The organism is Kitasatospora sp. NBC_00240 (assembly GCF_026342405.1).
Lineage (GTDB): Bacteria > Actinomycetota > Actinomycetes > Streptomycetales > Streptomycetaceae > Kitasatospora.
Genome location: NZ_JAPEMU010000001.1, coordinates 8894291 through 8908120 on the forward strand (window position 1 = coordinate 8894291; position 13830 = coordinate 8908120).

Here is a 13830-nt window from a genome sequence, read left to right on the forward strand (position 1 = left end):
CCGGCCGGTACAGCGGGTCGGGCGGTGCTCAGACGGCGAGGAAGCCGCCGTCCACGGCCACCACCTGGCCGTTGACGTAGCCGGACGCGTCGGAGAACAGCCACAGCACCACGTCGGCGACCTGCCGGGGGGTGCCGATCACGCCGGACGGGATCAGCCCGCGCCAGGTGGTGGCGCCGCCGACCGCCGCCTCGGAGGCGGCCAGCATCTCGGTCTCGATCGGGCCGGGGGCCACCGCGTTCACCCGGACCCCGTCCCGGGCGTGCTCCAGGGCGCCGATCCGGGTCAGCGCGATCGCCGCGTGCTTCGAGGAGACGTAGGCACCGATCCCGGGGAAGACGGTCCGCAGCCCGTGCACCGAGGTGTTGTTGACGATGCTGCCGAAGCCCTGCGCCGCCATCAGCCGCAGCTCCTCCCGCATGCACAGCCACAGGCCGCGGGTGTTCACCGCGTATGCCGCGTCGAACTGTTCGGGGGTCAGGTCGACCAGTCGCCCGTCGCCCGGGACACCCGCGTTGTTGAACGCGTGGTGCACCGCGCCGTACGCCGAGCGGACCGTCGCGAACAGCTCCCGCACCTGCGCGGGGTCGGTGACGTCGCAGGACACGAACTGCGCCTCGCCGCCGGCCTCCTTGATCTCCGCGGCCGCGTCCTCGCCCTGCTCGGCCCGGCGGGAGGCGAGCACCACCCGCATCCCCGCCTCGGCGAAGGCCAGCGCCGCGGCCCGGCCGATGCCGGTGCTGCCGCCGGTGACGACGACCACCCGGCCGGCCGGGCCCGCGGGCACCGGCCGGCCGGCGTGGTCCGCCACCGTCACCCGAGCCGCCCGGCGGTCACCGGCACGGCGGCGGGGCCGAGCAGCCGCCCCATCCGGTCGGCGGCCGAGGCGATCTCGGCGACGGAGAGGTCGTCGAGGAAGCAGACCGCGCCGATCCGGGTCAGGATCGGCAGGTGCTGCTTGCCGTCGCGGTGCCGGACGGTGTCCGCCAGCGCCTCGGTCAGCAGGTCGACGTCGCAGAACAGCGGGTGCGAGGGGCTGAGGCCGAGCCGGACGGCGGCGGCGACGATCCGCTCCAGGACGGCCTCGTCGATCAGGCCGCGCTGCGCCGCCAGGACGGCCGAGAAGACGCAGTCCATCGCCACGGCCTCGCCGTGCAGCAGCTCGGGCAGCGCCCGCATTTCCACCAACGGGGAGAAGGAGTGCCCGTAGTCGACGCTGCGCCGCAGGTCCTTCTCCCAGAGGTTGGGCTGGAGCTCCTCGGCCATACCGGCGATGGCGCGGCCGATCACTTCGTCCGGGACGCCGGCCGGCAGCCGTCCGCCGCCGGTCGAGGCCTGGAACCGGGCCTCGATCAGGTCGGCCCCGTACTCCTCCAGGAGTTCGAACAGCCGGATGTCCTTGATCAGGGCCATCTTGAAGATCTCGCCCATGCCGTTGCGGATCTGCCGGTGCGGCACGGTCGCCAGGAACTCGCGGTCGATCAGGGTGCGCGGCGGCGGACTGTAGCTGCCCAGCCGGTTGCGGTACCCGCCGAAGTTGATGCCGGTCTTGGCCGCGACGCTGACGTCGACCTGGCCGAGCAGGGTGGTGGGCACCCGGATGTACGGGATGCCCCGGCGGTAGAGGCTGGCGGCGAGTCCGACGACGTCCGCGAGCACGCCGCCGCCGATCACGATCGGGGGGTTGCTGAGGCGGTTGGTGCCGACCTCGTTGAGCTTGGCGACGACGTCCAGCACGTTGCCGATCGACTTGCTCTCCTCGTCGCCCGGCATGGAGAGGTAGGTGACGGGTACGTCGTTGGCGTCGAAGTAGGCGCGGATCCGCTCGCCGTAGAGGTCGGAGACCGAGTGGTCCAGCACGACCAGGCGGGTTTCGGTGCCGGTGCCACCGCCCGGCAGGCTGAGCAGTTCCGGGTTGGCCGGGTCGAGCAGACCGGGCGTCTCGACGATCTCGTAGGCGACGGGTAGCTGGGTCCTGATCGTCCAGCGCAGGGGCTCTCGGGACTGGGCTGCTGAGTTCAAGGCCTGATCCTCAACTGTCAGAGGTGACGACACCCGCCGTCAGAACTTCGCGACATGGCGGACGAACCGCAGGGTGCTGCGGTCGGTGGTGTCGTTCGAAGGAGGTGAGGCTCTCGCAGGCAGGGCAGCACTGGCCGGCCGTGCGGGGGCGTGCCGCCGGAGGGCGCGCCAGGTCGGATCTGACGTCCGGGAAACTCCGGCCGTTCAAGCGGTGAACTCACCGTAGTCATATGACGTCGCGTCAATCAAGGACTCCCCGTACGGGAGTCGGCGCCCCGGCACGGGCCCCCGGGGCGAGCCCCGACGCCGGGCGGCCCGCTCTGGCCTGCGACGATCGCGCCACGCTCCGGATGTCGACGGTCACGTTCCGCGCTCGCCGGGGGTGGAGAAGTGACGCAGCGCACATGACGCGCCTCTTGCCGGGTGGTCCCGGGCGCGGGCCACGCTCGGTGGTGGCTGCTTCGGGAGTGGCCGGCCGGTGGGGATGCGGCGGGTGGTTCGCGTGGTGTCGGGCCCGGTGCTGGCCGGTGGCGGCCGGGTGCTCCGGCGGGGAGAAACGAATCGGCGGCCCCGGAGCGGATGTGCGCTCCGGAGCCGCCGATCAGGTGCTCGGGTTCAGGCGTCGGTACGGGGGAGCGCCCGTCCCGGGCGCGCCGCCGTCACCGCCCCCGGGCGGCCGGGGTCAGAGACCCTGCCAGGCGGGCTTGGCCGCGTAGGTGTCGCGGAAGTAGTCGGCGAGCTTGAGGCCGGCCGCGGCGGCCTCGTCGACCACCACGGTGGCGTGCGGGTGCAGCTGGAGCGCGGAGGCCGGGACGGCGGCCGACAGTGGACCCTCGACGGCCAGCGCGACGGCCTCGGCCTTCGCCTCGCCGGTGGCCAGCAGCACCAGGTGGCGGGCCTCCAGGATGGTGCCGATGCCCTGGGTGATGACGTGGTGCGGCACCTCGTCCAGGCTGTCGAAGAACCGGGCGTTGTCCTCGCGGGTCTGCCGGGTCAGCGTCTTGATCCGGGTGCGCGAGGCGAGCGAGGAGCACGGCTCGTTGAAGCCGATGTGCCCGTCGGTGCCGATGCCCAGCAGCTGGAGGTCCACGCCGCCGGCCTCGGCCAGCGCGCGGTCGTAGGCGATGGCGGCGGCGGCGATGTCCTGCGCGTTGCCGTCCGGGCCGAGGAAGGACGTCTCGGTGAGGCCGAGCGGCTCGACGACCTCGCGGAGCACCACCGAACGGTAGGACTCGGGGTGGCCGGCGGGCAGGCCGACGTACTCGTCCAGCTGGCAGATCCGGGCCCGCGAGGCGTCCAGCGTCGCGGCTCGGACCCGGGCGGCCAGGGCCTGGTAGATCGGCAGCGGGGTGGAGCCGGTGGCGACGCCGAGCAGGGCGTCGGGCTTGGCGGACAGGAGATCGGCGATCGCCGCGGCGATGAGCTCACCGCCGGCGGCGGCGTCGGGGACGATCACGATTTCCATACGGGGTCCGCCATTTCTGGAGCGACATAGAGAGGTCTAGACCATATTGCCGTGAACTCGCCCCTCAGGTCCAGTCCGGTCGGTGGACATCACCGTTCCGCCGGCGGGCCCCCGCCGGACCGCCCGTCGGCCCCTGGCCTGCCGCTCCGCGCCGCCGGACGTCCCGGGCCCGCGCCGCCGGACGTCCCGGGCCCGCGGCCCGGCCGCCCTGCGGGCCCCGGCCGGCGGCCGGTCCGGCGGTGAGGTGCTGTCAGCGGAGGTCCCACTTCTGGTTCGCGGTGCCCGCGCAGTTCCAGAGCTGGAGGCGGGTGCCGCCCCCGGTGCCCTGGTCCTTCGCGTCCACGCACTTGTCGGCCTGCGGGTTGACCAGGTCCCCGGCGCCGCTCAGGACGAAGCGCTGGGCCGGGCCGCCGTTGCAGTTCACCAGCTGGATGGCGGCGCCGTTGGCCACCGACGCCCAGGCCACGTCCATGCAGAGGCCGAGCGCGCGGACCGAGCCGTCGGCCCGGAAGTCCCACTTCTGCCAGGCCGAGCCGTTGCAGTCCTGCAGCTCCAGCGGGGTGCCGTCGGCACCCTTCCCGCCCAGGACGCCGATGCAGCGGCCGGACGCCCGGCCGGCCAGCGGCCGTCCCGGGACGGGCGCGGGCTGGGCGACGGCGGGGGCCGGCGGGACGGCCTGCGCCGGGGCGGCGGACGCCGCGGGCACCGCCGCAGGGGGAGCGGCGGCGCCCGCGGCCGGTGCGGCGGGCACGACCTGGGCCGGCGCGGCCGCCTGGGTACGGCCGGGTGCGGCGCGGTCGGCACCCTGCGGCGCTGATCCCCCGGCCGCGGCCGGCGGGGCGGCGCCCGCGGCGGGCGGTCCGGCCTCGGCGGGTGCGGCGGGACCCGGGGCGCCCTGCGCGGCGGCCTGGACGGTGACGGTGGGGGCCGGCCCGGACGCCGCCGGTGCGGACCCGGCCGGCGGGACCGCCGTACGTGAGGGTGGCGCCGCGCCGTTCGCGGGGGTCGCCGCCGGCCGCCCGGCGTTCGCGGTCGCGGGTTGCCGGACCAGCCCCGGCAACTGGGCGGCGCCCAGCACGGCCGCCCCGGCCAGGGCAGCGACCGCCGCCGCCGCGCCCCAGGCCCGGGCGCCGGGCAGCAGCCCGCGCGGCGGCGAGGGGGTGTGCCGGACGAAGGTGTCGGCGAACCGGTCGGCTGGCTGCGGTCGCGCCGGCCGCGGGTCGGACGGGGGCACCGGGCCTCCAGAGGACGTGAGGGTGTGGGCGACACCTTCCTCCCGGCACACCACGGGCGGGTGAACAGTTCCCGCTCCGAAGGTGGCGGGCAGTCAAGATGTGCTGCCGGTTGGCTGGTTGAACGACATGACTTGGCCTGCTGTTCACCCCGGCACGAACTTTCGGACGACTGGCGTCAGTACCGTGGCCGCCGGTTGGGGATGTGCGACCTGCGCGCACATGACATGGGGGTCTCCGCCGCAGCAGATCGCCGTACGATCAGGAAGAGCAGTGTCATGGAGCGCACCGCCGGCCCGACCCACCGGGCATCCGCCAGCCAGTCCGAGCCCTCGGGGGGCGTTCGTCCCGGAGCGGTGGCCGCACCGCCCGCCCCGGAACGGCGCGCCGAACTCCTGCTGGCCGAACGCGAACGGCTCCAGCGGTTCGTCACCAGCCTCGCCCGCCACGACCCGCACCAGGTCGAGGACATCGTCCAGGAAACCCTCTTGCGGGCCTGGCAGTTGGCGGACCGGCTGGACTGGAGCGACCTGCCGATCCGGATGTGGCTGTTCCGCGTCGCCCGTCACCTGCTGATCGACGGCCGGCGCAAGGACCGCGCCGTCCCGGTCGGCATCGCCGCCGAGGGCTTCCCGGACCAGGCACCGGTCGCCGACCAGACGGCGCAGGTGCTGGACCGTCAGGTGCTGGTCGACTCGCTGCGCTCGCTGGACCCGATCCACCGGGAGGCCGTCGTGCACGTCCACCTGCTGGGCCGGGCCGGACCGGACGCCGCCCGGCTGCTCGGCATACCCGGCGGAACCCTCAAGTCCCGTACCCACTACGGGGTGCAGGCCCTGCGCCGGAACCTCGCCGACCGGGGCGTCGTCGCGCACGGGATCGCCTCGTGAGCGCCCTGCCCGCCGTGCCCGGCGGCACGGCCACACTCTTCGGCCTGGCCGGTCTGCTCCTGCTGCTCGTCGTGCTCGCCCAGCTGGGCGCCCGGCGGGCCGGCGGCTGGCGGGTCGTCCGGCGTCGCCTGCGCCGGGAGGCGGCCGCCACCGCCGCCGCGTTCGCCGCACCCGTCCGTGCCCAGCTCCGCTACCGCCGCCACCTGCGGCTGCTGGTCCGCCTGCTCGGCGACCGGTCCGGCTGGGCCGACGCCGAGCGGGCCGCGCTGGGCGCCGGCCGGGTCCCGGGCGTCGAGCCGTACGGGGTGCTGCTCGGCCGGTCCGTGGTCGGGGTGCTGGTGGCCTGCGGGCCCGCCGCGCCGCCGCGGCCGCCCGAGCCCTGGGCGGCGGACGACACCGACCCGCGGCTCTGGTGGCTCGACCGCGCGGACGCGGCCGGGGTGGCCACCGGCGGCCGCCCGGCCCCGCTGCTCGCGGCGCTCGGTACGGACGGGCGGCACGCCGTCCTGCTCGACCTGGCCACCGGGCCGGCCGTCACCGTGCTGGGCGGTGACAAGGGCACCGCCCGCGCGGTGCTGCAGGCCCTGGCGGCCCAGCTCGACGCCCGACTGCCGGCCGGCGCCGTCACCGTTGCGGAGGGGGTGAACCCCCGTCACACCGGCCCCGAGCCGGCCGCCGCGCTGGCGCTCGCCGAGCGGGCCGCGACCGGCGGCGCCCCGGCCTTCGCGGTCTGCGCCGAACTGCCGGCCGGTGCCCGCCCCGCCGCCGGCTCCAGACTGCTGGCCCTGAGCGGCGCCCGGGGCTCGGCCCGGCTGCTCACCGCCGACCGGGCCGGTCTGAGCGTCCTGGGCACCGGTCTGCGGGTGGACGCCGTCCCGCTGGCCAGGGCGACCGCCCGCAGCCTCCCGCTGCTGCCGCCCTACCCCGCCCACGACGCGGGCCCTACGGACGACAGCGACCTGGCCGAGCCGGCCCTGGGCGTGGACGCCCCCGGCGGGCCCGAGCAGCCGGCGCCGGCCGGGCTGCCCGGCCGCTCCGCGCTGGGCCCGAAGCCGGTGCCGGTCAGGACCGCACCCGGGCCGTTCCCCGGCGGCGTTCCGGCCGGGGAGCTCGCTCCCGCCGCCGGCACCGGCACCGGGTCCGCCCCCGGCGCGGGTCGCAGGGTCGGTCCGGTCGGTCCGGCCACGGGGGAGGCGGTGGAACACCGGCCGGATTCGGCCGAGTTCCCCGGGCGCTCCGCCCTCGCCCCGCCGTCAACCTCGCACCGCCGGGCGCCGGACCTTCACACGCCGGACCTTCACGCGCCGGACCGTACGGGTGGCCCGGCCGATCCTGTCGGCCCGGACGGCATCACGAGTCCCGCCGACCTCGCTGCCCCCACCGGCCCTGACGGCCCCTCCGGCCCGGCCGGTCCGGCAGTACCTCCGGCACCCGTGGCACCCGTGGCACCTTCGGCACCCGCAGCACCGGAACCCGACCCGGGCCCACCACCGCTGGTGCTCGGCCGGGTGATCGTCCCCGGCAGGGCGATCCCGCCCGGCGCTCCCCGGCCCAGGGGTGCGGTGCCGCCGCCGGTCCGGCCACGGTTCGTCCAACGTCCCGCGCCGACGGACGGCGCCGACCCCGCCTCCGGCCAGGTACCCCGCGAGCCCGATCCGGCCGATCCGTTCGGTCCGCCCGCCGCCGGCACCGACCCGGCGATCCCCGGGGTGCGCGGGCGGCTCCGGCTGCCACCGCCGGCCGTCCCCGCCGGCGACGAGGACACCTTCGGCCCGGTCCGGCCCCCCGGCGGCCCGGACCTCGGCCGGGTCGGCGCGGCGCCCGCGGTCGGCGGGGCGACCGTCCTCGCGCCCGCCCTGCCGGGCCCGGTCACCGCTCCGGCGGGCGCCCGGCCCGATGTCCCGGTCGTCCGGGACCCGGCCGACGACGATCTCGCCGAGCCGGCCCCCGAACCGGGCTCGGGCCCGCCCGGCGTGTCGGCCGCCGTCCCGACCTGACCGCCGTCCCGACCAGGCCGTCGCCGCACCCTGGGGCGCCACCCCGCCACCCCGCCACCCCGCCACCCCGACCCCGCCAGCCCGCCACCTGACGGCCCGACGGCCCGCCCTCCGCCACCCCGCGCCCAGTCCCCGACACCCGAGCCCGACCCCTGGAGACCACCCGGTGAAGCTCACCGTCACGCTCGTCGACAGCGCCGACGCCCGCCGCCGCGACCATGTGCTGGACCTGCCGCCGTACGCGACCGTCGGCGACCTGGCCGCCGCCGTCGACCGGACCCCGCCCGAGGGGTACGGCCCCCGGGGGGAGGCCGGAGCGGCGGGCGGCCCGGCGGCGTTCGCGGCCGGCCAGGCCTCGGCCGTCGCCCCGCGCGCTCTGCACCTGGGCCCGGCCGCGCTGGACCCGGCGGCCCCGGTCACCGGGGCGGGCGTGCTGGAGGGGGCGGTGCTCGGCCTGGGCGCCCCCGTCGACGACCAGGACCGGGTGCGGGTGCCCGCACCGGACGGACGGCCGGGCGGTCCGGCGCAGCTGGAGCTGCACCTGGTGTCGGGCCCCGGCGCCGGTCGGAGCTGGCGGCTCGGGCCGGGCAGCCACGAGATCGGCTCGGACCAGGACTGCGCCGTCCGCCTGTCCGGCGCCGGCGTCCCCACCGGGGGTCTCTGGCTGACGGTGGGCCAGGACGGCTCGGCCTTCTGGCAGCGCTCCGGCGGCTCCCCGGTGGAGGTCAGGCCCTGCGTCCCGGGCCCGCCCGGCAGCGCGGCGGCCGAGCCGCCCGCCCCCGGCCACCCGCCGGCCGGCTCCGCCTCCGGTCCCGGCACGCCCGACCTCCCCCGTCCGACCGCCGCCACCCGGCCCGCCGCCGGTACGCTCCCGCCCGCCGAGGCGCTGCCGCCCGGTGCCACCGCCTGGCCGCTCGGCGGCGACGTGGCCGCCGGCGCCGCGCTGCTGCGCCTGGTCGAGCCGGTCGAACCGGACGCCGCCGTGGTGCCCTCCGCGGACGGCATCGGCGTGGACTACAACCGCCCGCCGCGGATCGCCCCGCACCTGGACGCGGAGCGGGTCCGACTGCCGATGCCGCCGACCGCGCCGTCCCGGCGGCCGTTCCCGCTGCTGCTGATGGTCGCGCCGATGGTGCTCGGCATGGTGATGGTGGCGGTCTTCCACTCGTACTTCTACCTGGTGTTCATCCTCTTCAGCCCGCTGATGGCGCTCTCCAACTGGATCGTCGGGCGGCGCGGCAACCGCAAGGCGCACGAGCTGGCCGAGGCCCGCTACCGGCTGCGCCGCCGCACCCTGGAGGGGGAGATCCGCACCGCGGCCGACCGCGAACGGGTGGTCCGCGGCCTCGCCGGGCCGGACCCGGCCACGGTCGGCCTGACCGCCGTCGGCCCCGGCAGCCGACTCTGGGAGCGGCGTCGCCGCGACCCGGACCACCTGGTCCTGCGGCTCGGCACCGTCGACCAGCCGTCCGTGAAGGAACTCGACGATCCCGCCCGCGACGAGAACCACCGCACGGTGCGCTGGAACATCCCGGACGTCCCGATCGGGGTGGAGATCGCCGAGTACGGCGTGGTCGGCGTGGCCGGGGCGGGCGAGCCCGTCCAGGCGCTGGCCCGCTGGCTGGTCGCCCAGTCGGCCGTCCTGCACAGCCCGCGCGACCTGCGGATCGTGGTGCTCACCGAGCGCGCGGGGGCGGAGAGCTGGGAGTGGGTGCGGTGGCTGCCGCACCTGCGGCCGGCCGCGGCCGGCGGCCCGGTGGTGAGCATCGGCAACGACCCGGAGTCCACCGCCAACCGGATCTCCGAGCTGGTCGCCCAGATCCAGGCCCGGCAGCGGGCGCTGGGCTCCTCCATGGGCAAGGCGATGTTCAACGAGCCGGACGTGCTGGTCATCGCCGACCGGGCCCGGCAGCTGCGCGACGTGCCCGGCATGGTCCAGGTGCTCACCGACGGCCCCCGGGTGCGGGTCTTCAGCGTCTGCCTGGACGAGCAGGAGCGGCTGCTGCCGGAGGAGTGCGCCGCCGTGGTGCTGGCGGCCGGCCACCGTCTGACGGTGCGCCGGACCGGCGCGCCGGACATCACGGACGTCCGCGCCGACCTGGTCGACACCGACTGGTGCGAGCAGGTCGCCCGCGCGCTCGCCCCGGTCAGGGACGTCAGCCCTGAGCACGACGCCGGGCTGCCGCAGCAGGTCGAACTGCTGGACCTGCTGCGCCTGGAGCCGCCCGCCCCGGCCGAACTGCTGGCGCGCTGGCGCCGCCGGCCCGCGTCCACCTCGTTCCTGCTCGGCACCGGCTACGACGGGCCGCTCACCCTGGACCTGGTGCGCGACGGCCCGCACGCGCTGGTCGCCGGCACCACCGGCTCCGGCAAGTCCGAACTGCTGCAGTCCTTCGTCGCCTCGCTGGCCGCAGCCAACCGGCCCGACGAGCTGACCTTCGTCCTGGTCGACTACAAGGGCGGCTCGGCCTTCCGCGAGTGCGCCGAACTCCCGCACACCCTGGGCATGGTGACCGACCTCGACGCCCACCTGGTGGAACGCGCGCTGGAGTCGCTCGGCGCCGAACTGCGCCGCCGCGAGCGGCTGCTCGCCGAGGTGGCGGCCAAGGACCACCCCGAGTACCGCTCCAAGCGGCTGGCCGATCCCACCCTCGCCCCGCTGCCCCGACTGCTGCTGGTCATCGACGAGTTCGCCACCCTGGTCCGCGAGGTGCCGGACTTCGTACCCGGCCTGATCGGGATCGCCCAGCGCGGCCGCTCGCTCGGCATCCACCTGGTGCTCGCCACCCAGCGCCCGTCCGGCGCCGTCACCAGCGACATCCGCGCCAACACCAACCTCCGGATCGCGCTGCGGGTCACCGACTCGACCGAGAGCCAGGACATCATCGACACCTCCGAGGCCGTGCACATCCCCGCCTCCGCCCCCGGCCGGGCCCTGGTCCGGCTCGGACACCGCTCCACCGTGCCGTTCCAGGGCGCCTGGGCGGGCGCCGCCCGCCCTGGCACGGGCAGCGGTCCGGCCCGCCCCTCCGGAGCGCCGGTCCGCGCCGCCGAACTCTCCTGGGCCAGGCTCGGCCGGCCCGTCGCGATGCCCCTCGGCGACAGCGACCCCGGCGCCCCCGCCGCCCCGGCCCCCACCGACCTGCAGGCCCTGGTCGCCGCCCTGCGCGAGGCGGCGGCCGGCCTGGACGACTTCGTCCCGCAGCCGAGCCCCTGGCTGCCCGCCCTGGCGGAGCGCGTCCTGCTGGACGACCTCACCGCGCTGCTCCCCGGCCACGACGGCCCCCTGCCGCCGATCCCGTACGCACTGGAGGACGTCCCGCAGCTCCAGGAGCGCCGGGTGGCCACCGCCGACCTCGCGTCCTTCGGCCACCTGTACGTGATCGGCGCGCCCCGCTCCGGCCGCACCCAGGTGCTGCGCACCCTGGCCGGGTCCGCCGCCCGGACCGCCTCCTCGGCGGACGTGCACATCTACGGCATCGACGCGGCCGGCGGCGGCCTCGCCGCGCTGTCCGCCCTGCCGCACTGCGGCGCGGTGGTGTCCCGGCACGACCTGGAGCGCCTGGAGCGCCTGCTGCACCGGCTCACCGCCGAGCTGACCGCCCGCCAGGAGAGCTGCAGCGAGCACAACGCGGCCGGCCTGAACGAACTGCGCGCGCTGCTCCCCAAGGCCGAGCGGCCGGCCCACATCCTGCTGCTGATCGACGGCTGGGACGCGCTCTCAAGCCTGCTCGACGACCACGACAACGGGCGGCTGGTGGACCTGGTCACCCGCTTGCTGCGGGAGGGCGCCGCGGCCGGGATCCATGTGGTCGCCAGCTCCGAGCGCTCGCTGCTCGGCGGCCGGCTGGCCGCCCACAACGACCACAAGCTGCTGCTGCGCCAGGGGGACCGCAACGACTACCAGCTGGTCGGGCTCTCCCCGGGCAAGGTGCCCGCGGCGGTGCCGGCCGGCCGCGGCTGGCACGCGCTCAGCGGCACCGAGACCCAGGTGGCACTGCTGGCCCCCGGTGACGGCGGCCAGGAGCAGGCGAAGGCGCTCGCCGCGATCGGCATCGAGACCACCCGCCGGGACGCCGGGGTGCCCGCCGCCCGGCGGCCCTTCCCGGTCGCCTCGCTGCCCGGGTCGGTGGACTTCGCCGAGGCCTACGAGACGGTCGGGGCCGGACTGCGGCGCCCGATGTGGGGCCTGCTGGGCATGGGCGGCGACGACGCCGGGCCGGTCGGGGTGGACTTCGCCGGCCCGTCGGCCGCCTTCGCGGTGCTCGGTCCGCCCGGATCGGGGCGCAGTACGGTGCTGGCCTCGCTGGCGGTGTCCCTGCTGGCCGGCGGCACCTCACTGGTGGTGCTGACCCCGCGGCACTCCCCGCTGCGGGCGCTGGCCCGGCATCCGCTGGCCCGGGTCCTCACCGAGCCGGACCCGGCCGCCGAGCTGGTCCAGTCGGCGCTGGACGACCTGGGCGGCCCCCGGGTGATCGTGGTCGACGACGCCGACCTGCTGGCCATGCCGGCCTGTGACCGGGTCCTCAAGGAGACCGCGACCTTCGGCCGAGACCGGGGTCTCGGCCTGCTCTACGCGGGCCCGGCCGACGCCCTGCAGGTGGCGATGGGCGGCTGGGTCACCGCCGCCAAGCGGGCCCGCCGGGGGCTGCTGCTGGCCCCGAAGAGCCTGCAGGAGGGCGACATGATCGGGATTCGGCTCCCGGTCCACCTGATCCGCTCCACCCCGGTCACCGGCCGCGGCTGGACCACCGGCCGGGCCGGCGAGGCGATGGCGGTGCAGGTGCCGCTGACGGTGCTGCGCGCGGACGGCTGAACCGCCGGCGGCCGCCCGGGACCTGACGGCGGCCGGGCACGCCGGAGGGGTCAGGGACGCGGGAGGGGCCGGGACGGGTGTCCCGGCCCCTCGGCGTCCTGCGCTCAGCTGCCCTCGCGCAGGCTGCTGGCCATGTCGGCGTCCATCTGGTGCATCTGGTCCTTGATCTGGCGGAACTGCTTGGCGAAGCCCTTGATGCCGTCCATCGCGGCCAGCAGGCTGGTGTTGAACTTGTCGTAGGCCTCCTGCATCGCCGGGCTGGACTGCTGGAACACCATGCCGTCGCCGAGCAGGTTGTTCACGTCGTTCTTGAGGTCGTTGAGCATCGGCACGATGTTGTCGCTGGCCGAGTCCAGGCGGGCCGAGGTGGCCTCGATCTTGTCGAAGTCCAGGGAGATGTTGGGCATGGTCGTCCTCTCAACGGGGATGGTCGATACGGGTGTGCGCATCGTGCGGGTGCGGGTGCGGGTGCGGGGGCGGCCTCGGTTCGTGGCCGTACCGATAAGATGGTGTGCAGTCAGAACACCGGCGGGTAGGAGGTGTCGTCCGTGGTGTCCTCCGGCTTGCCGCCGCCGGTCTGCTGCCATTCCTGGCCCGGGCCGCCGCGGTGGTACTCGGTCTTCACGCCGTCGTTGTCGGTGACCGTCATGTCGCCGGTGCCGTCGTCGTGCAGATGGGTCTCGGCGTGGTTCTTGGTGCCGTCCGAGTACACGGTGTCGGTGGTGAAGGACTTGCCGTTGTCCGTGTAACTGGTGGTGGAGGTGTAGGTCTGGCCGTCGTGGGTGACGGTCGTCTCCTCCTTCACCACGTTGTTGTTGCCGTCCAGCGTCAGGTGGGTGTGGACGGAGCCGTTGGCGGTGTCGATGGTCTGGTCGACCGGCGGCGCGCCCGGGTCGGTGGCACTGCAGAACTCCGGCACCTTGCCGTGCTCGTCCGGGGTGCACTGGTCGGCGTGGGCGTTGCGGTAGTCCCAGGCGGACTTCCGGCCGCGCCAAGCGTCCAGCCCCATGTTGGCGCCCATCACGCCAAGGCCGTCGGAGATCTGCGCGTCCACGTCGAAGTAGCCGTCGGCGACGGCCCCGAAGACGTCGCCCAGCTGCTTGAGGTGGTCCACGGCCCGGTTCATCGGGTCCTTGGAGAGCCGGTAGAGACTGCGGAACCCGTTGGTGACGTTCGGGTCGCCGAAGACCGCCTGGGCGTCCCCCAGATTTCCCGAACCGAGCTGGGAGAAGACGCTGTTGGACAGCGTGGGGGAGATCCGGTCGGCCAGGTCGTGCAGGTCCTTGCGGGCCTCGTTGAGGATGGTGTAGTCCATCGCGAAGTCGGGCAAGAGGTCCCTCCGGTCGGATAGCCGTGCTGCTCCGGCCTGACCACGTGCGGGAGGGGGCGGCGGTTCACCGCGCCCGGC

9 protein-coding genes are annotated in these 13830 nt (G+C 76.0%); 3 read left to right on the forward strand and 6 right to left on the reverse strand.

Annotation, left to right across the window (positions count from 1 at the left end):
- Positions 1–28 precede the first annotated feature (28 nt).
- The 4 genes from OG689_RS37815 to OG689_RS37830 all read right to left on the reverse strand — a co-directional run bounded on the left by OG689_RS37815 (position 29) and on the right by OG689_RS37830 (position 4721).
- Positions 29–817 (reverse strand): SDR family oxidoreductase, encoded by a 789-nt coding sequence (locus tag OG689_RS37815; RefSeq protein WP_266326045.1) that lies wholly within the window; start codon positions 815–817, stop codon positions 29–31.
- A complete protein-coding gene (locus tag OG689_RS37820; RefSeq protein WP_266326047.1) occupies positions 814–2022 on the reverse strand; it encodes a sedoheptulose 7-phosphate cyclase in 1209 nt (402 codons plus the stop codon). Before OG689_RS37820 ends, OG689_RS37815 begins: the two co-directional genes overlap by 4 nt.
- Before the next feature lie 682 nt (positions 2023–2704).
- On the reverse strand, positions 2705–3487 hold the full coding sequence (locus OG689_RS37825) for a glucosamine-6-phosphate deaminase (protein WP_266326049.1): 783 nt from the start codon (positions 3485–3487) through the stop codon (positions 2705–2707).
- Positions 3488–3737: 250 nt separating this feature from the next.
- Entirely contained in the window at positions 3738–4721 is a 984-nt protein-coding gene (locus OG689_RS37830) for an RICIN domain-containing protein (RefSeq protein WP_266326051.1), read from the reverse strand.
- Between the two features lie 276 nt (positions 4722–4997).
- Between OG689_RS37830 and OG689_RS37835 the strand changes: the two genes are divergently transcribed.
- The 3 genes from OG689_RS37835 (at position 4998) to OG689_RS37845 (ending at position 12422) form a co-directional block, all read left to right on the forward strand.
- A complete protein-coding gene (locus OG689_RS37835) occupies positions 4998–5609 on the forward strand; it encodes a sigma-70 family RNA polymerase sigma factor (protein ID WP_266326053.1) in 612 nt (203 codons plus the stop codon).
- A complete protein-coding gene (locus OG689_RS37840; RefSeq protein ID WP_266326055.1) occupies positions 5606–7606 on the forward strand; it encodes a hypothetical protein in 2001 nt (666 codons plus the stop codon). Before OG689_RS37835 ends, OG689_RS37840 begins: the two co-directional genes overlap by 4 nt.
- 166 nt (positions 7607–7772) lie before the next feature.
- Complete coding sequence (locus tag OG689_RS37845) at positions 7773–12422, forward strand: FtsK/SpoIIIE domain-containing protein (RefSeq protein WP_266326057.1); 4650 nt, start codon at positions 7773–7775, stop codon at positions 12420–12422.
- Between the two features lie 104 nt (positions 12423–12526).
- Here the strand turns inward: OG689_RS37845 and OG689_RS37850 are convergent, their stop codons facing one another.
- Both OG689_RS37850 and OG689_RS37855 read right to left on the reverse strand, forming a co-directional pair.
- The gene (locus OG689_RS37850; protein WP_073926773.1) at positions 12527–12829 is read right to left on the reverse strand and encodes a WXG100 family type VII secretion target; all 303 of its coding nucleotides are present in this window, start codon (positions 12827–12829) and stop codon (positions 12527–12529) included.
- Between the two features lie 110 nt (positions 12830–12939).
- Positions 12940–13752 carry a hypothetical protein gene (locus tag OG689_RS37855; protein WP_266326059.1) on the reverse strand — a complete coding sequence of 271 codons (813 nt, stop codon included), beginning with the start codon at positions 13750–13752 and terminating at the stop codon, positions 12940–12942.
- Positions 13753–13830 lie beyond the last annotated feature (78 nt).

What these genes read in the sequence shown, in the direction of transcription:
- OG689_RS37825 (WP_266326049.1), bottom strand. Translation starts at nt 3,487, where the DNA reads ATGGAAATCGTGATCGTCCCCGACGCCGCCGCCGGCGGTGAGCTCATC.
- OG689_RS37835 (WP_266326053.1), top strand. Translation starts at nt 4,998, where the DNA reads ATGGAGCGCACCGCCGGCCCGACCCACCGGGCATCCGCCAGCCAGTCC.
- OG689_RS37850 (WP_073926773.1), bottom strand. Translation starts at nt 12,829, where the DNA reads ATGCCCAACATCTCCCTGGACTTCGACAAGATCGAGGCCACCTCGGCC.